General features: G+C 64.8%; 24 protein-coding genes. 12 read left to right on the forward strand and 12 right to left on the reverse strand.

Annotation, left to right across the window (positions count from 1 at the left end; all coding sequences use genetic code 11):
• Nucleotides 1-32 precede the first annotated feature (32 nt).
• Nucleotides 33-1,028, reverse strand: coding sequence for an adenosine kinase (locus tag NJ75_RS07800; protein WP_039333148.1), 996 nt, complete (start codon nucleotides 1,026-1,028; stop codon nucleotides 33-35).
• A gap of 168 nt (nucleotides 1,029-1,196) precedes the next feature.
• Here NJ75_RS07800 and NJ75_RS07805 point away from each other — a divergent pair, with 168 nt between their 5' ends.
• Entirely contained in the window at nucleotides 1,197-1,631 is a 435-nt protein-coding gene (locus NJ75_RS07805) for a hypothetical protein (RefSeq protein ID WP_039333349.1), read from the forward strand.
• Here the strand turns inward: NJ75_RS07805 and NJ75_RS07810 are convergent.
• Nucleotides 1,615-2,067, reverse strand: a complete 453-nt coding sequence (locus NJ75_RS07810; protein ID WP_039333150.1) for an RrF2 family transcriptional regulator — start codon at nucleotides 2,065-2,067, stop codon at nucleotides 1,615-1,617. The two genes, NJ75_RS07805 and NJ75_RS07810, sit on opposite strands and share 17 nt — an antisense overlap.
• Nucleotides 2,068-2,148: 81 nt before the next feature.
• Here NJ75_RS07810 and NJ75_RS07815 point away from each other — a divergent pair, with 81 nt between their 5' ends.
• Nucleotides 2,149-2,592: a globin domain-containing protein gene (locus tag NJ75_RS07815; protein WP_039333152.1), complete on the forward strand. Its 444-nt coding sequence runs from the start codon at nucleotides 2,149-2,151 to the stop codon at nucleotides 2,590-2,592.
• Nucleotides 2,593-2,678: 86 nt separating this feature from the next.
• Here NJ75_RS07815 and NJ75_RS07820 read toward each other — a convergent pair whose 3' ends face one another.
• From NJ75_RS07820 to NJ75_RS07840, 5 genes are all read right to left on the reverse strand, one after another.
• Complete coding sequence (locus NJ75_RS07820; RefSeq protein WP_039333154.1) at nucleotides 2,679-3,848, reverse strand: saccharopine dehydrogenase family protein; 1,170 nt, start codon at nucleotides 3,846-3,848, stop codon at nucleotides 2,679-2,681.
• 89 nt (nucleotides 3,849-3,937) lie between these two features.
• Complete coding sequence (dcd, locus tag NJ75_RS07825) at nucleotides 3,938-4,492, reverse strand: dCTP deaminase (RefSeq protein WP_039333155.1); 555 nt, start codon at nucleotides 4,490-4,492, stop codon at nucleotides 3,938-3,940.
• 83 nt (nucleotides 4,493-4,575) lie between these two features.
• Nucleotides 4,576-5,010, reverse strand: coding sequence for a cytidine deaminase (locus NJ75_RS07830; RefSeq protein ID WP_039333157.1), 435 nt, complete (start codon nucleotides 5,008-5,010; stop codon nucleotides 4,576-4,578).
• A gap of 10 nt (nucleotides 5,011-5,020) precedes the next feature.
• A complete protein-coding gene (locus tag NJ75_RS07835) occupies nucleotides 5,021-5,662 on the reverse strand; it encodes a glycoside hydrolase family 25 protein (protein ID WP_236727092.1) in 642 nt (213 codons plus the stop codon).
• 100 nt (nucleotides 5,663-5,762) lie between these two features.
• Nucleotides 5,763-6,245 (reverse strand): UPF0262 family protein, encoded by a 483-nt coding sequence (locus NJ75_RS07840; protein WP_039333161.1) that lies wholly within the window; start codon nucleotides 6,243-6,245, stop codon nucleotides 5,763-5,765.
• 117 nt (nucleotides 6,246-6,362) lie between these two features.
• Here NJ75_RS07840 and NJ75_RS07845 point away from each other — a divergent pair, with 117 nt between their 5' ends.
• Nucleotides 6,363-7,877, forward strand: coding sequence for a replicative DNA helicase (locus NJ75_RS07845; protein WP_039333163.1), 1,515 nt, complete (start codon nucleotides 6,363-6,365; stop codon nucleotides 7,875-7,877).
• A 72-nt stretch (nucleotides 7,878-7,949) separates the two neighbouring features.
• Nucleotides 7,950-8,294, forward strand: coding sequence for a DNA-directed RNA polymerase subunit omega (rpoZ, locus tag NJ75_RS07850; protein ID WP_039333165.1), 345 nt, complete (start codon nucleotides 7,950-7,952; stop codon nucleotides 8,292-8,294).
• Between the two features lie 56 nt (nucleotides 8,295-8,350).
• Here rpoZ and NJ75_RS07855 read toward each other — a convergent pair whose 3' ends face one another.
• Nucleotides 8,351-8,734, reverse strand: coding sequence for a nuclear transport factor 2 family protein (locus NJ75_RS07855; protein WP_039333167.1), 384 nt, complete (start codon nucleotides 8,732-8,734; stop codon nucleotides 8,351-8,353).
• A 76-nt stretch (nucleotides 8,735-8,810) separates the two neighbouring features.
• Complete coding sequence (locus NJ75_RS07860) at nucleotides 8,811-9,509, reverse strand: dienelactone hydrolase family protein (RefSeq protein ID WP_039333169.1); 699 nt, start codon at nucleotides 9,507-9,509, stop codon at nucleotides 8,811-8,813.
• Between the two features lie 116 nt (nucleotides 9,510-9,625).
• On the opposite strand from NJ75_RS07860, the gene NJ75_RS07865 reads away from it, so the two are divergent.
• From NJ75_RS07865 to NJ75_RS07895, 7 genes are all read left to right on the forward strand, one after another.
• Entirely contained in the window at nucleotides 9,626-9,886 is a 261-nt protein-coding gene (locus tag NJ75_RS07865; protein ID WP_039333172.1) for a DUF6489 family protein, read from the forward strand.
• Nucleotides 9,887-9,917: 31 nt separating this feature from the next.
• Complete coding sequence (mnmE, locus tag NJ75_RS07870; RefSeq protein WP_039333174.1) at nucleotides 9,918-11,216, forward strand: tRNA uridine-5-carboxymethylaminomethyl(34) synthesis GTPase MnmE; 1,299 nt, start codon at nucleotides 9,918-9,920, stop codon at nucleotides 11,214-11,216.
• 66 nt (nucleotides 11,217-11,282) lie between these two features.
• Nucleotides 11,283-13,130: a tRNA uridine-5-carboxymethylaminomethyl(34) synthesis enzyme MnmG gene (mnmG, locus tag NJ75_RS07875; RefSeq protein WP_039333176.1), complete on the forward strand. Its 1,848-nt coding sequence runs from the start codon at nucleotides 11,283-11,285 to the stop codon at nucleotides 13,128-13,130.
• On the forward strand, nucleotides 13,127-13,801 hold the full coding sequence (gene rsmG, locus NJ75_RS07880; RefSeq protein ID WP_039333179.1) for a 16S rRNA (guanine(527)-N(7))-methyltransferase RsmG: 675 nt from the start codon (nucleotides 13,127-13,129) through the stop codon (nucleotides 13,799-13,801). Before mnmG ends, rsmG begins: the two co-directional genes overlap by 4 nt.
• On the forward strand, nucleotides 13,798-14,574 hold the full coding sequence (locus NJ75_RS07885; RefSeq protein ID WP_039333181.1) for a ParA family protein: 777 nt from the start codon (nucleotides 13,798-13,800) through the stop codon (nucleotides 14,572-14,574). The genes rsmG and NJ75_RS07885 overlap by 4 nt, the downstream gene beginning before the upstream one ends.
• Nucleotides 14,571-15,512: a ParB/RepB/Spo0J family partition protein gene (locus NJ75_RS07890; RefSeq protein WP_039333183.1), complete on the forward strand. Its 942-nt coding sequence runs from the start codon at nucleotides 14,571-14,573 to the stop codon at nucleotides 15,510-15,512. Before NJ75_RS07885 ends, NJ75_RS07890 begins: the two co-directional genes overlap by 4 nt.
• Before the next feature lie 147 nt (nucleotides 15,513-15,659).
• Nucleotides 15,660-16,814: an acyl-CoA dehydrogenase family protein gene (locus tag NJ75_RS07895; protein ID WP_039333185.1), complete on the forward strand. Its 1,155-nt coding sequence runs from the start codon at nucleotides 15,660-15,662 to the stop codon at nucleotides 16,812-16,814.
• Nucleotides 16,815-16,905: 91 nt separating this feature from the next.
• Here NJ75_RS07895 and NJ75_RS23250 read toward each other — a convergent pair whose 3' ends face one another.
• Both NJ75_RS23250 and NJ75_RS07905 read right to left on the reverse strand, forming a co-directional pair.
• Complete coding sequence (locus NJ75_RS23250) at nucleotides 16,906-17,649, reverse strand: glycine zipper 2TM domain-containing protein (protein WP_052242191.1); 744 nt, start codon at nucleotides 17,647-17,649, stop codon at nucleotides 16,906-16,908.
• 123 nt (nucleotides 17,650-17,772) lie between these two features.
• On the reverse strand, nucleotides 17,773-18,255 hold the full coding sequence (locus tag NJ75_RS07905) for a GAF domain-containing protein (RefSeq protein ID WP_039333187.1): 483 nt from the start codon (nucleotides 18,253-18,255) through the stop codon (nucleotides 17,773-17,775).
• Between the two features lie 99 nt (nucleotides 18,256-18,354).
• Here NJ75_RS07905 and NJ75_RS07910 point away from each other — a divergent pair, with 99 nt between their 5' ends.
• Nucleotides 18,355-19,815, forward strand: a complete 1,461-nt coding sequence (locus NJ75_RS07910; protein WP_039333189.1) for a PQQ-dependent sugar dehydrogenase — start codon at nucleotides 18,355-18,357, stop codon at nucleotides 19,813-19,815.
• Nucleotides 19,816-19,905: 90 nt separating this feature from the next.
• Here the strand turns inward: NJ75_RS07910 and NJ75_RS07915 are convergent, their stop codons facing one another.
• Entirely contained in the window at nucleotides 19,906-20,721 is an 816-nt protein-coding gene (locus NJ75_RS07915) for a DUF815 domain-containing protein (protein ID WP_039333191.1), read from the reverse strand.
• Between the last annotated feature and the right edge of the window lie 3 nt (nucleotides 20,722-20,724).

Raw genomic sequence — 20,724 nt, forward strand, 5'->3', positions numbered from 1 at the left:
CAGGGCGACGGGTGATGTAAGTCGGGCGGGTTTCAGCCCAACCGCTTGGTCACCAGGTCCTGCAGGTTGGCTTCGGGCCGTGCGCCGTAGTGGGAGATGATCTCGGCGGCGCAGATGGCACCGAGGGTGAGGCTTTCGGCGAGCGGTTTATTGCGAACGTAGCCGTAGAGGAAGCCGGCGGCGAAGAGGTCTCCGGCGCCGGTGGTGTCGATGACCTTGTCGATCGGCTCGGCCGGGACGTGGGCGTGTTCACCGTCGCTTATCGCATGGGCGCCGTTCTCGCTGCGGGTGACCACGACCGTCGGGACCTTGGCGGCGAGCTGTTCCAGCCCCGCGTGGAAGTCCTCGACGCCGGTGAGGGCGGCAAGTTCGTGTTCGTTGGCGAAAAGGATGTCGATCTGGCCGTCAGCGATCAGGGCGCGGAAATCGTCGCCGTGGCGCGAGATGACGAAGGCGTCTGACAGGGTGAAGGCGACCTTGCGGCCGGCGCTGCGCGCGGCGGCAATGGCGCGGCGCATGGCCTTGCGCGGCTCTTCCGGGTCCCACAGGTAGCCTTCGAGATAGAGCACGCTGGCAGACGCGATCTGGGCATCGTCCAAGGCTTCGGCGGGCAGGAACTGCGAGGCGCCAAGGAAGGTGTTCATCGTGCGCTGGCCATCGGGAGAGACGAAGATCAGGCAGCGCGCCGTCGGCGGCTCGTCAGCGCGGGTCGGCGTCTGGAAATCGATGCCGCCGGCGCGGATATCGTGGGCGAAGACTTCGCCGAGCTGGTCATCGGCGACCTGGCCGATGAAGGCGCACTTCGCTCCCAGTGCGGCAAGGCCGGCCAGCGTGTTGGCAGCAGAACCGCCGGAAATTTCGCGCGCCGGGCCCATGGCGTCGTAAAGCTCCTGGGCACGGGCGGTATCGACCAGGGTCATGCCGCCCTTGGCGAGGCCGAGCCGTTCGATGTCCGCATCCTCGCAAGGAGCCATGACATCGACGATGGCGTTGCCGATGGCGATGACGTCGTAAACCGGTTCGGACATTCAGGCAGGCTCCGTGATTTCGGGAATGGCGATGGCCTAGCCGCTATGCCGCGTTGCAGCAATAGCGGGGGGCAGCAAGCGCGCGAACGCGCCGGTCTGGACGGCCCGCGCGCCAGTCCGCCGAAGGCCACGGTTGACGATGGCCGGGGAGCGCGGCATCCCGCACCGGTGACGTTCCCCAAGTTCCTCTCCGTCTCCGCTCTGGCCCTGCTGCTCGCATCATGCGGCGGAAGCGGTGCGCCGTCTGGCGGCAAGACTCCGGTGGTGCGGTCGGCATCATCGGCGCCGGTGCGGACCACGGTTCCACGGCCGGCTCCGGTCGGCAAGCCAATTGCGCAAGTGCAGATGATCCCCGGCCTTGAAGGCGTGATCGGATCGGACGCGCTGCAGCTTGGCCGCGTCTTCGGCACGCCGCGGCTCGACGTGATCGAGGATGACGCCCGCAAGATGCAGTGGTCGGGCACGGCCTGCATTCTCGACGTCTATCTCTATCCGCCGGCGAATGGCGGCAAGCCGACGGCGACTTATGTCGACGCGCGGCGCGGCGATGGACGCGACGTGGATCGTGCAGCCTGCGTGGCTGCGCTCAGGAAGGCGCCGTAACCGCGCACGACGGTGCAGCCGGGATCGCTGCCCACGGCGCGAATGCGGCGACGCCCTCGCGCGAGACATCGGCCAGAGTGTAGCGATCGAGCACGGCGAGGAAGGCTTCCAGCGCCTCGGCCAGAACGCTGCTGAGCGCGCAGTTGGTCCGCAAGGCGCAGGTGGCGCAATCGGCGAGGCGCATGCCCTTTTCAAGTTTGCGGACCGCTTCGCCGACCGTGATTTCCGCTGCCGGGCGAGCCAGCGTGATGCCGCCGCTGCGGCCACGCTGCGATTGCGCGAGGCCCGCCTGCACCAGTCCTTGCGCGACCTTGGCGACATGGTGGTAGCTGAGGCCCTGTTCGGCGGAGAAGGCCGGCAGGCTGACCGCCGTGCCCTTGCGCGCGAGCACGATCAGCAGGCGCAGGCCGAAGTCGGTGTGCTGGGTAAGTTGCATTCCGTGAGAATCGTTTTTCCGCTTGCCTAAATCAAGCAGATAAAATACCGGTATTTTCAATACCTGATTGGAGATCCCGAGATGCGCACCGCTTCCGAACATGCAAAGACCATCGTCAAGGCCACCGCACCGGTTATCGAGAAGCATGGCGTGGATATCACCACTGCAATGTACAAGCGCTTGTTCCAGAACGAAGATGTGAAGGCCATGTTCGATCAGGCCGCGCAGGAAAGCGGCGAGCAGCCGCGCCGTCTCGCTGCGGCGATCCTTGCCTACTCGAAGAACATCGACAAGCTGGAGAACCTCGGGAGCGCGGTGACGCGGATGGTGCAGCGCCACGTCGAAACCGGCGTGAAGGCCGAGCATTACCCTTATGTGGCCGAGGCCCTGCTGCCGGCGATTCGCGACGTGCTGGGTGCCGAAGTTGCCACCGATGAGGTGCTGGCAGCCTGGGGCGAGGCCTACTGGATGCTCGCCGACATCCTGATCGCTGCCGAGGCAGAGGCCTACGCCGCCGCGGCCTGAGCCCACAGATTGAGGGCTGCTGCTGCAACGAGCCCGCCTGCCGTGGATCCCCTCCGAAGCGGCAGGCGGGCTTTGTTGTGTGTATGCTACTCTGCCCCGAAGCTGATTTCGGCGTGGGTGCGCAGGCGCTCGACGAGGGTTTCCCCGAGGATGGCGCCGGGGGTCCCGATCATGCCGGGCGCCCTGGATGACAGCAGGGCGATGCCAGTTTCGGCGATCATGCGGCTGGTGGAGCCATAGCCTGGATCGTAGCGGCCCTTGACGCCATAGCGGATGGTCTGGCCGTCGGGCATCTCGCCCAGGAACAGCACGTCGTAAAAGCCGGTCTCGCGCTCTTCCTTCGAGGGGCCTTCACCCGGCTGGGGATCGTCGGGACGGCCGATCATCGGCGTTTTCGCCATGTGCTCGGCAATCGCCTTGCCCTGATCGCCGGGGCCGGTGAGCACCATCTCGTCATAGACGAAATCGGTGCCCCAGACGTGGCCGAGAAGGGCGTTGGTGCGGTGGACGTTCTTGGTGTTGATCGCCGCCATGATGAACGGCGTTTCCCACGAATCCAGCGTATCGTCGTGCTGGACCTTGTCGCCCGCAGGCTGGGCCGGGCCTTCGAATCCGGGGGTGAGGCAGAAGCTGCTCTGCATCAGCGGGATCAGCGAGGGGTCCTTGGCCAGCGCGGCGAGCGTGGCCTTGAGGCTGGCGGCGGTCCCTCCCGAAGCGCCGCCCTTCATGCCGCGCACGCGCCCTTTCACGCGCGGAGCAGGGCGGCCGAACCGGGCCACCGCTTCCTTCTGCAGCATCAGTACGCCGAGATCGAACGGGATCGAATCGAAACCGCTAGAGAAGCAGATGCGCGCGCCGGTGCGCGTGGCCTCTTCGCCATACTTGTCGATCATCTGGCGCATCCACACGGGTTCGCCGCACAAATCGGCGTAGTCCGTGCCGGCCGCGATGCAGGCGGCGAGCAGCGGTTCGCCATAAAGCTGGTAGGGGCCGACCGTGGTGACGACGACTTTCGCTTGGGCTGCCATGGCCTTGAGGCTGGCCGGATCGGCAGCGTCGGCAACGATCAGCGGCGTGTTCTTGGGCGCCTCGATCAGGGCGCGAACCTCTGCCAGCTTTGCCGCCGAGCGTCCAGCCATGGCCCAGCGCGGGCCTTCCTGCCCGTAATGGCGTGCAAGATATTCTGCTACCAGCCGCCCGGTGAACCCTGTCGCCCCGTACACGACGATGTCATAGGGCCTCTCCGACTTCTCCATCAGCCTCTCCGCCTGTTGTGCTTATGGCGGTCAGCTTGGCGAGTTCGGTGACGATTGCAACCGGATTTAAGCGCCGGGTTAAGGGGTGCTTACAACCTGGGCAGGGTGACGCCGCGCTGGCCCATGTATTTGCCCGCGCGGTCGGCATAGCTGACTTCGCACGGTTCGTTGCCCTGCAGGAACAGGAACTGGCAGGCACCTTCGTTGGCATAGATCTTGGCCGGGAGCGGCGTGGTGTTCGAGAACTCCAGCGTGACGTGGCCTTCCCAACCCGGTTCCAGCGGGGTGACGTTCACGATGATGCCGCAGCGTGCATAAGTGCTCTTGCCAAGGCAGATCACCAGCACGTCGCGCGGCACGCGGAAGTATTCGACCGTGCGGGCCAGCGCGAAGGAATTGGGCGGGATCACGCAGACGTCGGTCTCGCGGTCGACCAGGCTGGCGCCATCGAAGTTCTTGGGGTCCACCACGGCAGAATCGACATTGGTGAAGATCTTGAACTCGGGCGCGACGCGGGCATCGTAGCCGTAGGACGAGAGGCCGTAGCTGATGCAGCCATCACGGCGCTGGTTCTCGACGAACGGCTCGATCATGCCTTCGTTGAGCGCCTTGTCGCGGATCCACTTGTCGGAAAGAATGGCCAACTGGCTCTCCCATGTGAAGCTTGTGCGGGAATGCCCACCCCCGGCCCCTCCCGCTTTCGGGAGGGGGGAATGGCCCGAAATGTCTAAGCCAGATTGGCGGGGCCGAAGGCGTTGGGCAAGAGCACCGACAGGCGCATTTCCACGGTTTCCTGCGCGCCGACGCAGATCACCAGCGGATCGGTGCCGCCCAGCGCGGCCAATTCGTTCAATATCTGGCGGCAGCGGCCACATGGGCTGATCGCGGCATCGATTGCGCCGCCCATGCCGCCAAGCACGGCCACGGCAAGCAGGCCACCGCGCCGTCCGGCGTGCGAGGCAATCGAGGCGGCGACCGTCTCGGCGCAGAGCGAGAGGCCGTAACTGGCATTCTCGAAATTCGCGCCGGTGACGATCGCGCCATCATCGAACAGCAGCGCCGCACCGACGTGGAAGCCGGAGTACGGAGCATAGGCGCTGTCCATCGCGCGCCGGGCGGCGGCGATCAGGTCTTCGCGGGAATCGGCCAGAACGTCGCTCACACCGGCATCCTCATTGTTGCACCACCACCCAATGCACCGGCCTTGTGCTGGCATCCAGACGCAAGCGGTCGCTCGCCGTCCACATCACCCATGGCCGGCCGGCATAGGTCGGCGCGAGAAAATTCTGCGCAACCCAGATGTTACGGTCAATCCGCGCGGCGAGGTGGTACTCCTTCTCGAGACCGCGCGAGACCATCAGGATCACCGGTTTTTCGGCGTGCTTTTCCACCTGGTTGAGGAAGGTGGTCAGCTCGCTCTGCATCTGCGCTTCGCCGGGGACCTGCGGGCAGGTGCGCGAATCGATGTCGAGCCGGATGGCGGGCGGCAGCAGGTCCTTCTCGCGCGGGACGATGGTGACGAAGTTCGCCGCCTGGGCATCGGCAGGCGCGCACAGATCGTAGACGTGGACTGCGCCGACCTGAATGCCCCGCTGCCGCGCGGCGATCACGCCATCGGCAAAGGCGGCGTCGCGGGTCGAAGTGCCTTCGCTTGCGGTCAGGTAGGCGAAATCGGCCCCTGCGGCGCGCAACAGGCGCCAGTCGATCGGACCGTCATCGTCGCTCAGCCAGACGCCTTGCACCGCATAGTCGCGCCTGTCCGGCATCCATGTGCGGGCCTTCCACCACGCAAGGCCGCCGGCGACCAGGGCCACCAGCAGCAGGACGCCAAGAATGCGCCTTCGTGCCGCACCGGGGCGGCGAGTATTCCGTTTTTTCGGCATATGGAGAGTTGCGCGCGCCCCGAGTCTCAGATCAGCCCCTGATATGCAGCACGCAGATCAGGGTAAAGAGCCGACGGGCCGTGGGGAAATCCGTATCGATCTTGCCTTCGAGCCGTTCGAGCAGGGTGTCGGCAGCATCGTTGTGAATGCCGCGCCGGGCCATGTCGATCGTCTCGATCTCTGACGCCGTAGCCTTGCGAATCGCCTGATAGTAGCTGTCGCAGATCGCGAAATATTCGCGGATCGGGCGGCGGAAACGGCCCAGGCCGAGGATGATCGTCTCGAGCGGGGTGCCATCATTGTCGGCGATGGCGAGGACCAGCCGCCCGTCATCGACCGAAAGCTTGAGCCGATAGGGCCCGGTGTGCCCGGCTTCAAACGCGCGCAGCGGCTTGAAGGTGTTTTCCTCGATCAGATCGAAGATCGCGATGCGCCGCTCCTGCTCGATATCGGCGTTGCGCCAGATGATCGTCGCTTCGTCCAGCTCGATATGCGAGATGCGCGGGTCGGCCATAGAGGTCACCTGTGTTGCAGACGCATTGGGCTCGGGCAAGGGTTTTGACCCGGTGCTCCCCGCTATCCACAGGGTCCGTCCATTGCCGGATCGGGCCGGTTCGGGCACTATGGGCAAATGTCCGCCAGCGAAGCCATCCTCACCCGCGAACCTTCGGAAATCCGCGCGCTCCCCTCCAACGTCGAGGCGGAAGCGGCCTTTCTGGGGGCGGTGCTGATCGATAATCGCATCCTGGAGGAACTGCAGACCCCGCTGAAATCCGAGCATTTCTTTGCCGCCGTCCATGGCCGGGTGTTCGAGCGCATCCAGGCGCTGATCGATCGCAAGGCGGTGGTCACCCCAGTGACATTGAAGCCCTATTTCGAGAGCGACGAGGGGCTGAAGGAACTCGGCGGCGTTGCCTATCTGGCGCGGCTGACCTCGGACGGGCAGGGCCTGCTCAATCCGCGCGAACTGGCCGAGCAGATCTATGATCTCGCCCTGCTGCGGGAGCTGATCTCGGTCGGGCGCAACCTTGTCGAAGGCGCGCTCGATACAAGCGATTCGGTCGCCCCGCTGGAGCAGGTGGAGAAAGCCGAAGCCGCACTCTATGCCGTGGCAGAAGGTGCGCAGACCGGGAGCGAGGCGCAGAGCTTTGCGCAGGCGACGCGCGCATCGCTGGAGATGATCGAGAAGGCGCTGCTTTCGGGCGGCCATATCTCGGGCAAGACCACGGGCCTGACCTCGGTCAACGAGAAGATCGGCGGCCTGCACGATTCGGACCTCATCATCCTTGCCGGACGCCCCGGCATGGGCAAGACCTCTCTCGTCACCAACATCGCATTCAACGCGGCCGACCGGCTGCGCCGCGACATGGCCGATGGCATTGCGCTCAAGGATTCGGTGGGGGCAGGGGTCGCCTTTTTCAGCCTGGAAATGAGCGCCGACCAGCTCGCCACGCGTATCCTGGCCGAACAGTCGGGCATCAGTTCCGAAGCGCTGCGCATGGGCCGAATCAGCCGCGAGGACTTCCAGCAGCTGTCGTTCGCCAGCCAGCGTCTGGCCGAACTGCCCCTCTATATCGACGATACCCCGGCGCTGACGATCGGGTCCTTGCGCGCGCGTGCCCGCCGCCTGAAGCGTCGCCACGATATCGGGCTGATCATCGTCGACTACCTGCAGCTGCTGCAGGGATCGGGCCGGAGCGACAACCGCGTGAACGAGATCTCGGAAATCTCGCGCGGTTTGAAAACGCTGGCCAAGGAACTCTCGGTTCCGGTGATCGCGCTTTCGCAGCTTTCCCGTGCGGTGGAACAGCGCGACGACAAGCGCCCGATGCTGTCGGACCTGCGCGAATCCGGCTCGATCGAGCAGGACGCCGACATGGTGTGGTTCGTGTTCCGCGAGGACTATTACGTCGCCGCCAAGGAGCCGAAGCAGCCGCAGGGCAATGATGACGCCAAGGTGCAGGAAGCTCACGCCGCCTGGCAGGCGGAAATGGAGCGCGTCTATGGCCTGGCAGAACTGATCGTGGCCAAGCAGCGCCACGGCTCCACCGGCAAGGTCCGCCTGCGCTTCGAATCGCGCATCACCCGCTTCAGCGACCTTGCGCCGGATGACCTGCGTGCGGCTTATGCGAGTGATGATGAGTAGTTTTCTTGACTTTTCCACACCTCCGGCCTAGCTGCCGTCCTTTCCGTATCCTTTGATTGATTGGAGTGCCTGATGGCGCGCGTTACCGTCGAAGATTGCGTCGACAAGGTCCCCAACCGTTTCGATCTCGTCCTGCTGGCTGCCGAGCGCGCACGCGCGATTTCGGGCGGCGCCGAACTTACCGTCGATCGTGACCGCGACAAGAACCCGGTCGTCGCCCTGCGCGAGATCGCCGAAGAGACCGTGCGTCCCGCCGTGCTCAAGGAAAACGTGATCCAGTCGCTGCAGCGCGTGCTGCCCGATGACGACGATGAAGTCGATGAAATCGGCTCGCTGTCGCAGTCGGCCGAAGCGCTGCGCATCACCGCCGCGGCACCGGTGCGCAACACCTCGCTGGGTGCTGACTACGACGGCTGATTTGAGTTTCAGATCAATGACTTAAAAAAGCCCGCAGTTCGCGCTGCGGGCTTTTTTCATGTGTTTTCCAGTCTTTCAGCCATCAGCTGCCAGACTTTGTTGATCGCCTTCAACGGGCGGACCATCACCTTGAAATCGGCGATGCGGCCTTCGAGGTCGAAGCGGATCAGGTCGATGCCATTGACCTTGATCCCGTCCATCTCGCATTCGAACTCGAGGCAGGCTTCGGCCCCATCCACGAGCTCGCGCACGTAGCGGAAGGTGCCGTTGCCGAAGACCTCGCCGGCAGCGGTGAGGTACATCAGCACCTTTTCGCGGCCCTCCTGCGGCGTGTGGACAACGGGGGAGTGGAACACGGCATCGTCGGCGACAAGTTCGTCGAGCAGCGCAATGTCGCCGCTGACCATATATCGGTGCCAGGCTGCAAGGCCGAGTTTCATGTGCTTCTCCCGTTGTTCTGTTTCTGGTTAGGGCAGGGGCGTTGCATCGGCATTGATCCGGCGCAACGCTGGCGCCTCAGCCGAGATGCTGCGCGAAGAAATCGCGGGTGCGGCGATCGGCGAGGGCCGCGCCGTCTTCGTCACGGCGGCTGCCCATCTCGGCAGCAAAGCCGTGGTCCAGCCCTTCGTAATCGTGCAGCGTGACCCGGGGATGCGGATCGAGCGCATTATGGATCGCCTTCTGCGCATCCGGACCAACGAAATGGTCAGCAGTCGGGATGTGCAGCATGAGCGGGTTGGCAATGGCGTGTGCTTCGTTCAGCATCTGGTCGATCATCACGCCGTAGTAGCCAACCGAGGCGTCGATATCGGTGCGCGCCGCCGCCATGTAGGCCATACGCCCACCCAGGCAGAAGCCGACGAGGCCGACCTTGTCGATGCCTTCATATCCGCGCAGGAAGCGGATCGCCGCTTCGATGTCCTTCACGCCCGCATCCGGATCGTACTGGCCGAAATAGCCGAGGGCTTCCTGGAACTGCTCGGGCACGTCGGCATCGAGCTCTACGCCGGGTGCAAAGCGCCAGAAGATGTCAGGCGCCAGCGCCATGTAGCCCAGATCGGCCCAGGCCTCGCACTTGTGGCGGATGCCGGGATTCACGCCGAAGATCTCGGGGATGACGATGATGGCGGCGCGGATGGGGCCGTCGGGCGTTGCCAGATAGCCCGGAATTTCGCCTTCGCCATCGAGCGCTGCAAACGTGATCTTTTCACCCATTGTCGTTCATCCTGCGATTCAAAGGAGTTGGTCGGATACCATGTTGGCCCCCGCGGTGGACTTTGCCAAGCGTGCATGACAATCTCTGCCGAACAGCGGATGCCGAAAGGGCGCACATGAAAGTCACCGTCGAAGTCGATTGCACGCCCGAAGAAGCCCGCCGGTTCCTCGGCTTGCCCGATGTCTCGAAAGCGAATGACGTCTATGTCGAGAGCGTCGCCAAGGCGATGCAGGGGGCGGGCAGCCTCGACCAGTTGCAGAGCTTCGCCAAGCAGGTCGCGCCGATGGGCGAGATCGGGCTGAAGCTCTTCCAGAACTTCATGGAGCAGGGCGGACTTGGCGCCATGAGCGGAAGTTCGAAGAAGCCGAAGGACTGACGTTTCACGTGGAACAGTGTAGGGCGGAGCGGTGACCGACACCATCTTCGCCCTCTCTTCCGGCCCGCCGCCCGCGGGCATTGCTGTCATTCGGATCAGTGGTCCGCGAGCCGGTCCTGCCCTGAGCGTACTCACAGGCAAGCTACCCGCGCCGCGCCGCGCCGCTTTGGCAACTCTCGCCGATCCCGCAGACGGTACCCACCTCGACCGCACAATGGTGCTCTGGCTGCCCGGCCCCGGAACGGCCACCGGTGAGGACAGTGCCGAACTGCATCTCCATGGCGGCCGGGCTGTCGTGGCTGCCGTGGAAGCAGCGCTCGAGCGCCTGCCGGGCTTGCGCAGAGCGCAGGCGGGCGAGTTCACCCGCCGTGCCTTTGCCAATGGCCGGATCGATCTGGCGGAGGCAGAGGGCCTTGCCGATCTGCTTTCTGCCGAGACCGAACTGCAGCGACGCGTCGCACTGGCCATGGCCGAAGGCGCGCTTTCGCGTGACGTTGAAGGCTGGCGCGCGGAACTCCTGGGCATTTCGGCAAAGCTGGAAGCGGCGCTGGACTTTTCGGATGAAGACGATGTCGCGGAAGGGGAGTGTGCGCTACCGACAGGGTTTGCCGGTGACTGCCTTGCACTGGCAGGAAAGATCGCCGCGTGGCTCGATCGGCCCCGCGCAGAACCGCTGAAGGAGGGCTTCCGCGTCGTACTTGCCGGACCTCCCAACGCAGGCAAGTCAACCCTGTTTAATGCACTGGTAGAGCAGGAGGCTGCGATCACGGCGGCCGAGCCCGGCACCACCCGTGATGTGCTGACGTTCGCGGCGTCGCTCGATGGCGTGCCGTTCACCTTTGTCGATACCGCCGGCCTGCGCGATGAAGGCGCGGGCGAGATCGAACGGATCGGCATCGCAAGAGCGAGGGCGGCCGCAGAGAAGGCCGACCTGATCCTGTGGCTGGGTCCAGAAGGAAAGGGACCAGAAGGACGGACCCTGTGGGAAGTTTCTGCGCGGGCGGACGATCCGGCCGCTGCCAGGAAGTCAGGGGACGCGCTGATCGTCTCTGCACGGACAGGTGAGGGAATGATGGCGCTTCGCGCAGCACTGGTCGCTCATGCACAGGGCGCGCTGCCTGCGCCGGGAGACGCAGCGCTCAATCAACGACAGCATGACCGGTTGAGCGAGGTGGCGGCATCGCTTCGATTTGCGGCAGTGGAGCGCGATGGTCTGCTGGCCGCCGAGAACCTTCGCCTCGCGCGGCGGGCGCTGGATGCACTCGTTGGCCGGACCGGCACCGAGGACATGCTTGATGCGCTGTTCGGGCGGTTCTGCATCGGCAAGTAGTGTTTCACGTGAAACAGTGCACCTGATGCTTTGACGCGAATCCACAAGTCGCGTATCGCGCCACTCATGCAGCAATTCGACATCATCGTGGTCGGCGGCGGACATGCCGGCGTCGAGGCGGCCGCCGTTGCGGCGCGAATGGGTGCACGCACCGCTCTGGTCTCGTTCGATCCTGCAACGGTTGGCGCAATGAGCTGCAACCCGGCGATTGGCGGCCTAGGCAAGGGCCACTTGGTTCGCGAGGTCGATGCCTTTGACGGCCTGATCGCGCGCGCAGCCGACGCGAGCGCCATCCACTACCGCATGCTGAACAGGTCGAAGGGCAGCGCGGTGCAGGGACCGCGCGTGCAGGCGGACCGCAAGCGCTTCAAGGCGGCAATCCAGATGATGATCGCCGCACAGCCGAACCTGACGCTTGTCGGGGGCGAGGCTGCGGCGCTCCATCTCGAAAACGGGCAAGTTGCCGGCGTAGACCTGGCCGACGGCTCGCGACTGCAGGGCAGGGCGGTCGTCCTGTGCACCGGCACGTTCCTGGGCGGGCGCCTGTTCCGCGGCGAGGAGCGCATGGACGGCGGCCGGATCGGGGAAAGTTCGGCGCATCGCCTCGCTCAGCAGTTGCGGGCAGCAGACCTGCCGATGGCGCGCCTCAAGACCGGGACGCCGCCACGTATCGACGGTCGGACCATCGATTGGGCACGCCTGCCTGAGCAGCCGAGCGATGCCGACCCGTGGACGATGTCGCCGCTGACCAAGGCCCGTCCGCTGCCGCAGGTGTTCTGCGCCATCGCCCGGACCAACGAACGGACGCACGAGATCATCCGGGCAGGGCTGGATCGGTCTCCGCTCTTCACCGGTGCCATCGGCGCACAGGGTCCGCGCTATTGCCCGTCGATCGAGGACAAGATCCATCGCTTCGGCGACCGTGACGGGCATCAGGTCTTCCTGGAACCAGAAGGGCTGGACGACCCGACCGTCTATCCCAATGGAGTCTCCACCTCGCTGCCGACGGATGTGCAGGTGGCGATGATCCGTTCGATGGAAGGGCTGGAGCAGGCCGAGATCACCGTGCCCGGCTACGCTGTCGAGTACGACCACATCGATCCGCGCGCGCTGCGCCGGAGCCTTGAGGTCAAGGCGATTCCAGGCCTCTACTGCGCCGGCCAGATCAACGGCACGACCGGGTACGAGGAAGCCGCGGCGCAGGGGCTCGTCGCCGGAATGCATGCCGCCGCGGCGGTGCTGGGACGTGAAGCTCCGGAGCTCGATCGCGCCAACAGCTACATGGCAGTGATGGTCGATGACCTGACCCTGCACGGCGTGAGCGAGCCCTACCGGATGCTGACGGCACGGGCCGAGTATCGCCTCCGCCTGCGGGCCAACAATGCGAGTTCGCGGCTGACGCCGATCGGCCTGGCGGTCGGGTGCATCGCTGATGAGCGAGCCCAGTGGTTCGAAGCGCGACAGGCGATGCGGGGACGGCTGGAAGAAGCACTGGCGCAGACAGCAACGCCTACCGAGCTCGGCCGCGTCGGCATGACGGTTGGCGCGGATGGAGCGCGACGCTCACTGACAGAATGGCTGCGCTTTCCGGAAGTGACGCTCGAAACCTTGCGGCCTTGGATAGGCGATGAGACCTTCGATCCACTCCTTGCCGAGGAGATTGAGGAAGACGCAGCTTACGCGCCGTACCTCGCACGGCAGGAGGCTGAGCTGCGGGACCTGCGTGCGTCGGAACATGTCCCCTTGGGGGAGGGCTTCCCCTTTGCTGAAGTGCCCGGCCTGTCGCGCGAGATGGTCGAGCGACTGGAGAAGGCTCAGCCTGACACCCTTGCTGCTGCCGGTCGCATTGCCGGAATTACCCCGGCAGCGCTCGCCAGTCTGCTGGTTCACGCGCGGCGGAGGATTCTGGCATGACGATCGCAACCGAAGCTGAAGCGCAGGCATGGTTGCGCGATGGGCTGGAGGTAGACGCTGCCACCATGGAGCGATTGGCCCATCTGGTGTCGCTGCTGCTGGAAGAGAACGAGCGGCAGAACCTCGTGGCGAGAGGAACGTTGCCGCACGTGTGGGTGCGCCATATCGTTGATTCCGCCCAATTGCTGCATGTTTCACGTGAAACACTTCCAGCGGGGGAGTGGCTCGATCTTGGCACCGGTGCGGGCTTTCCGGGCCTCGCCATCGCTGCGCTGCAACCTCAACGGCCGGTGACACTGGTAGATTCCCGGCGCCTGCGCACCGAGTGGCTTCAGCGCGCGGCAGATGTACTGGGACTAGGCAATGTCCGCGTTGTGCTGTCGCGGGTGGAGGACCTTCCATCCGGTCCGCATGCGGTCATTTCTGCTCGGGCATTTGCGCCTCTGGACAAGCTGGTCACTCTTTCCGCACGCTTTTCCACACCGGACACGGTCTGGCTGTTGCCGAAAGGGGCAGGGGCAGCGCAAGAATTGCAGATGCTCCCCGAATCATGGAATCACATGTTCCACGTGGAACAATCCCTCACGGATGCGAACGCTGGTGTGATCTGCGGCCGACTTCTCGGCGGCAGTCCACCGCGCCCCTCGAACGCCAAGGGCAAACGCAAATGATCACGATCGCGGTCGCAAACCAGAAGGGCGGAGTGGGCAAGACCACTACGGCGATCAACATCGCCACCGCACTCGCGGCAACGGGGTGGAAGACGCTGCTGGTCGATCTCGATCCGCAGGGCAACTGCTCGACGGGCATCGGTATCGCGGCGGGTGAACGTGAGCGATCTTCCTATGACTTGCTGATCGATCAGGCTTCGGTCGCCGATTGCCTGATGGCGACACGCATCCCGGGCCTGGATATCGTACCTGCGACGGTCGATCTGTCCGGCGCGGAAGTGGAGCTGGTCAGTGTCGAGGACCGCACTCATCGCCTGCGCAAGGTGCTCAATGGCGATACCGGGCATGACATCTGCCTGATCGATTGCCCGCCGTCGCTCGGGTTGCTGACGCTCAATGCCCTTACCGCGGCGGACACGATCCTGGTGCCGCTGCAATGCGAGTTCTTCGCGCTCGAAGGGTTGAGTCAATTGTTGCAGACGGTGGAGCGGGTGCAGGAGCGGTTCAATCCGGACCTGGGCATCCTTGGCATCGTGCTGACCATGTATGACCGGCGCAACCGCCTGACCGACCAGGTCGCCGATGACGTGCGTTCGTGCCTGCGCGATCTGGTGTTCGAGAGCGTGATTCCGCGCAACGTGCGCTTGTCGGAAGCGCCGAGCCACGGGTTGCCAGCGCTGATCTATGACCATGCCTGCCCCGGATCGCAGGCCTACATGAAACTGGCGCGCGAACTGATCGGTCGCCTGCCCGAGAGGAGACAAGCGGCATGAGCGGCGAAGACGCAGTGAAAGCACCGGCACGCCGGACCGGGCTTGGCCGTGGCCTTGGCGCACTGATGGGTGAAGTGCGGCGCGAGGAGCCAATCGCGCGCATCTCGGTTTCGCCCGCGGATGTCGCCGAGAGCCGGGACGGCGGGCTGGCGCTGCTGACAGTAGCGTCGATCGAGCCGCATCCGGAACAGCCGCGCCGGCATTTTGATGAAGACGCGCTTGAAGAGCTGGCGCAGTCGATCGCGGCACGCGGCGTGATCCAGCCGGTGGTCGTGCGGCCATTGCCGGGCGGACGATATCAGCTTGTGGCTGGTGAGCGGCGCTGGCGTGCGGCGCAGAAGGCGCAGGTTCACGAGATTCCAGCGATCGTGCGCAAGCTGGATGATCGCGATGTTGCCGCGCTGGCGCTGATCGAGAACCTGCAGCGCGAGGATCTCAACCCGGTCGAAGAAGCTCGGGCCTATCAGCGCCTGGCCGACAGCGAGGGCCTGACGCAGAACGATATCGCCAAGTTCGTGGACAAGTCACGCAGCCACGTCGCCAACATGATGCGCCTGCTCGGGCTGCCCGATGAAGTGCTCGACATGGTGGTGCGCAGCGAACTGTCGATGGGCCATGCCCGCGCGCTGATCAACGCACCCGATCCGATCGGGCTTGCACGCGAAGTGGTGGCCAAGGACCTTTCGGTTCGCGATGTCGAGAAGCTGGCGCGCAAGGCGTCGCGGCCCGAAGGCCAGCGTCGCCAGGCTCGCGCGGGCAAGGATCCGGTGGGCGCGGCGGATCTGGCAGCGATCCAGCAGCACCTCGAGGACTTCCTCGGGCTCAAGGTCACGATCCAGCCGGACTCCGATCCGACGACCGGCGCGGTGACGATTCGCTACAAGAACCTCGACCAGCTGGACCTGATCTGCCAGCGCCTGACGGGCGGTGAGTTCTAAATATCTGAAATTGTTGGCCTGTTCTGACGTCACGGCGTCAGCACTGCCTGCACCATCGGACATTAATTGGTCGATTAATTCTCGTTGACCGGGATGGGGCTGTGCGCATAGGCTGCGTGCAAACAACCAGAACCGGAGAGATTGGCCATGTCGCTCGACCTGATCCCGCGCACAGCCTACAACGAAGACCACGAAGCCTTCCGCCAGACCGTCCGCCGCTTTCTGCAGGACGAAGTCGCCCCGCACGCGAACGAATGGGCCGAAGCTGGCATCGTGCCCAAGAGCATCTGGCCCAAGGCAGGTGAGCTTGGCCTGCTGTGCCCGACGGTGCCCGAGGAATACGGCGGGCTCGGCCTCGACTTCGGCTACAACGCCATCGTCGACGAAGAGAGCGCCTACTATGGCCGCGTGGCCACCGGCTTCTCGCTGCAGTCGGACATCGTGGTCAACTACATCGTCTCCTACGGCTCCGAAGAGCAGAAGAAGAAGTGGCTGCCCAAGATGGTCTCGGGCGAGGTGATCACCGCCATCGCCATGACTGAACCGGGCACCGGCTCGGACCTTCAGGGCATGAAGACCACCGCGAAGAAAGACGGCAACCACTATGTGATCAACGGGTCGAAGACCTACATCACCAATGGCCAGAACGCCGACCTGATCCTGGTGTGCTGCAAGACCGACACCGACGTGCAGCCCGCATGGAAGGGCGTTTCGATCGTGCTGGTCGAAGCCGACCGTGAGGGCTTCAAGCGTGGTCGCAACCTCGACAAGATCGGCCAGGACGAAGCCGATACCTCGGAGCTGTTCTTCGAGGACGTGCGCGTTCCGATCACCAACTGCCTTGGTGAGGAGGGCAAGGGCTTCATCTACCTGATGAGCGAACTGCCGCAGGAGCGCCTGTCGATTGCCGTCAGTGCGCAGGCGTCGGCGCAGAAGGCTTTTGACGATACGGTGGAGTTCACCCGCGAGCGCAAGGCATTCGGCAAGCCGATCCTCGACTTCCAGAATACCCGCTTCACGCTGGCCGACATCAAGGCGAAGCTGCAGGTGGGCTGGGCACACCTCGATTGGGCCCTGGCGCGGCATCTGAAGCGCGAACTCACCCCCGAAGAAGGTGCTGCCGCCAAGCTTTGGCACACCGAACTGCAGTGGGAAGTGATGGACAAGTGCCTGCAGCTCCATGGCGGCGCCGGCTACATGAACGAATACGCGATTGCCCGTGCATGGCGCGGCGCGCGCGTGACGCGCATCTTCGGCGGCACCAACGAGATTATGAAGGAGCTGATCGGGCGCAAGCTTTGATCGGTTGTGGGTCTAATCCCCGCCTGGAAATAGGAAGGGCCCGCTCTCCATGCCAGAGGGCGGGCCCTTTCGCTTTGAGCACTGCTGGGGTTCAACCGGTGTAGACGCGCTTTTCCTTGACCCGCTTGTCGCGGACGACCGGACGGCGGGGGACCACGCGGGCGCGCTTTGTCTCGACCCAGGTTTCGGTGACGACGGTTTTCTCGACGCAGGGCTTCTGCGGCGGAAGCATGACCGGGACCATCACATATCCGTAGGGCGCGTAACCGGGATAGTAGCCCGGATAGCCTCCGGGATAAGGCCCGCCGGGATAAGGCTGCGGCGGAAGCGAGGCGAAATAGTCGTCGCATTCGCGGCGCAGGCTCTTGTCCTCGGCCTTGTCGATCACGTTACCCGCCACTGCGCCAACGGCAGCGCCTGCGACAGTGCCGAGCACGCGATCGCCCTTTCCGGCGATGCGGTTGCCCGCCACGCCGCCGATCACGCCGCCTAGCAGCGCGCCGCCGACACCCTTGTCACCATAGATCTTGGCGCAGCGTTCATTCATTTCGGCCCAGCGCGGGTCTGGCTGCGGGTAGGCGTTGGGATAGTAGCCCTGCGGCGGCGGGGGAGGGGGCGGCGCATCGACCACAGGCTGGGTCATCACCACGGTGGGGTAGGGCGCGCCGATCATTGGCGGATAGTAGACGGGGCCTGCCGCACCGCCGTAATAGCCGCCGGTGTAACCGCCCTGCCAGCCACCGCTGACCGGACCGGGATGACGGTGTTCACCAGCCAGTGCCGGAGATGACACGGCACCCAGCGCAACGGCTGCGATCAAGAGACGACGAAGCATGCGGTTTGCCCCTGAGAAGGTTCGTTAACCACAAACTTACCATCACGACCCGCATAAAACCAAGGTTTCCGACGCGCGAGAGTGTCGCCTGTCCCGAATCGGGGCAGGAATCAGATGCCAGGATCAGATGCGAGTCGCGATTGCTGTGGCAAGCGCCTCGATCCCGCGCGCGTCGTCCTCGTCGAAACGGTCGGGCGAGGGGCTGTCGAGATCGATCACTGCAATCACGGCGCCATCGCGAATCACCGGCACGACCAGTTCAGAGCGGCTCGCCGCATCGCAGGCAATGTGGCCCGGAAAGGCGTGCACATCCGGCACGAGCTGGGTCGTCGCGGTTGCTGCCGCCGTGCCGCAAACGCCCGAGCCGAGCGCGATGCGGATGCAGGCGGGCTTGCCGATGAAGGGGCCAAGCACAAGCTCCCCGCCGACCATGCGGTAGAAGCCTGCCCAGTTCAGATCCGGCAGGTATTGCCAGATCAGCGCCGCCAGATTGGCCATGTTGGCGATACCGTCGGGCTCGCCTTCAGTGAGGGCCTTGGCGGCTTCGAGAAGATCGATGTGGAGTTCGGCGCGGCTCTGGCCGTCGGTGGGTGCGAATGTGAACATGGCAAGGTATCTAGCGTAACCGGTCCGAAAAGTCGCGCCGCGCAACTTCGCACAGGTGTGCCATTGCCCTGAGACACGGTCAGGCCTAGATTCCGGGCCATGACGCTCCTCAAGAAACTGCTGATCGCGCTGCTCGTGATCGTCGCCATCATCGCCGCCTGGGTTGCCTGGTCAATTCACGGGTCCCCGGCCGAGTACACGCTCAACGAAACCTCGGGACCGAAACCCAAGCTGGCGCGACCCGACGGCCAGACAATCCCGACGATCAAGACGGCCGATCCGATTGGCTGGAAGGACGGCGAGGCTCCGGTCGCGGCGCAGGGTCTGCAGGTCACCCGCTTTGCCGACAAGCTCGATCACCCGCGCACCGTGGTGACCCTGCCCAACGGGGACGTGCTGGTTGCCGAGACCAATTCGCCGCCGCGCAAGGTCGAAGGCATCACCGGAGTCGTGATGGGGTATCTGTTCAAGAAGGTTGGCGCTGGCGGCCCTTCGCCCAACAAGATCGTGCTGCTGCGCGATGGCGATGGCGACGGCAAGGCCGAGCAGCGCTTCGTGATGGAGAACCCGGCGCTGGATTCGCCATTTGGCATGGCCTTCCGCGACGGTCGCCTGCTGGTGGCAAACCACAACGCAGTGCTCTCGTTCCCGTATGAGCTGGGGCAGACCGCGCTGACGGGCAGCCCCGAGAAGCTGATGGACCTGCCGGGCGGCGGCAACCACTGGGCCCGCAACCTCCTGCTTGCGCCGGACGGTTCCAAGCTGTTCGTCACGGTCGGCTCGGCCTCGAACATTGCCGAAGAGGGCATCGATACCGAATATCGCCGTGCTTCGATCCACCAGTACGATTTCGCCAAGAAGAAGTCGTTCGAGTACGCAGGCGGGCTGCGCAACCCCAATGGTCTGGACTTCAATCCCTACAGTGAAGAGCTGTGGACCGTGGTCAACGAGCGCGACATGCTCGGGTCGGACCTCGTGCCCGATTATCTCACCAACGTACCGTTTGGCGCGAACTATGGCTGGCCGTGGGTCTACTGGAAGAACAACATCGACCAGCGCGTAACCGCGCCGATGCCGGAATACATGCTCGATTACGTGCGCAAGCCTGAATACGGCCTTGGCGCACACACTGCTCCGCTGGGGCTTGCCTTTGCGAAGGGTGGCAACCTGATGGGCGACAAGTTCCAGCAGGGTGCGTTCGTTGCGCGCCACGGGTCATGGAACCGCCGTCCGCTTTCGGGCTACGATGTTGTCTTCGTGAAGTTCGACACGCGCGGCAACGTCCTGCCCAATCCGCCGGTGCCGGTGCTGACCGGGTTCCTGACCGATGACGACAAGGCGCGTGGCCGTCCGACTTGGGTTGCCTTTGCGAAGGACGGCGCGCTGCTGGTCAGCGACGATACCGGTGGCGTGATCTGGCGAGTCTCGGCTCCGGGGGCGAAGCCAGCTGCCGCCATAACGCCGCTCCCGACGCGTACGGCACCGCCGCAGCCCAAGGGCACCGGCAAGTTCATCATGAAACCCAACGCTGATTCGGACCTGATGAAACCTCAGCAGTAAGCGCTTTTGCCCACCCCGCCCCCTCCTGCCTGCGGAAGGGCCGCGAGACTTTCTGAACGCAGTGAAGTCAGTCGCGGCGGGGTGGGCTCGTCAGAGCGACCGACCAGCCCGTCCCGCCAGCTCGTTGACGTACTGCCACGCCACGCGGCCGGAGCGGCCACCCCGGCGCTTTGACCATTCCAGCGCGTCGCCTTCCTCGTAAGCCAGGCCGAAGTGCGCCGCGTAGCCGGCGATGATGGCGAGGTAATCGTCCTGCGTGCAGTTGTGGAAGCCGAGGCTGAGGCCGAAGCGGTCGGCAAGAGCCAGCCGGTCATCCACAACGTCGCGCGGGTTGATCGGATCGTCCTGCTCGGAAAGATGGCGCTCCACAATCGCGCGGCGGTTCGACGTTACTGCCAGGCGCACGTTGGCCGGGCGTGCCTCCACGCCACCCTCCAGCCACGAACGCAACTTGCGCGCACCATCGCTGTCGGAGGCGTCAAATCCGAGATCGTCCAGGAAGACTAGGAAGCGGCGATCGACCTTGCGCAGGATCGCGAAGAGATCGGCGAGGCCAGCGTCCGGGCTCGCCTGCACCAGCGCGATGGATCCGGGCAGAGCGGTCTGCGCTGCCAGCGTCGCCGCCCGCAGCAGGGCCGATTTGCCCATGCCGCGCGCGCCCCACAGCAACATGTCGTGCGATGCAGCGCCGCGCGAAAGCCGTGCGACGTTTTCGACCACTGCCGCCTTCTGCTTGTCGATTCCCTGCATCAGGTCGAGCGCGGGCGCTTCCAGCGGATCGATCCCCCGCGCCGCCTTGCCGTCCCAGACATAGGCGGGGAAGGCCAGCCAATCGGCGCTGGCCTCGCGCGGCGGGGCAAGGCGCTCCAGCGCCTCGGCTATGCGGGTGAGCAGGGCTGCGGTCATGCC

Source organism: Novosphingobium subterraneum, from assembly GCF_000807925.1.
Taxonomy (GTDB): Bacteria; Pseudomonadota; Alphaproteobacteria; order Sphingomonadales; family Sphingomonadaceae; genus Novosphingobium; species Novosphingobium subterraneum.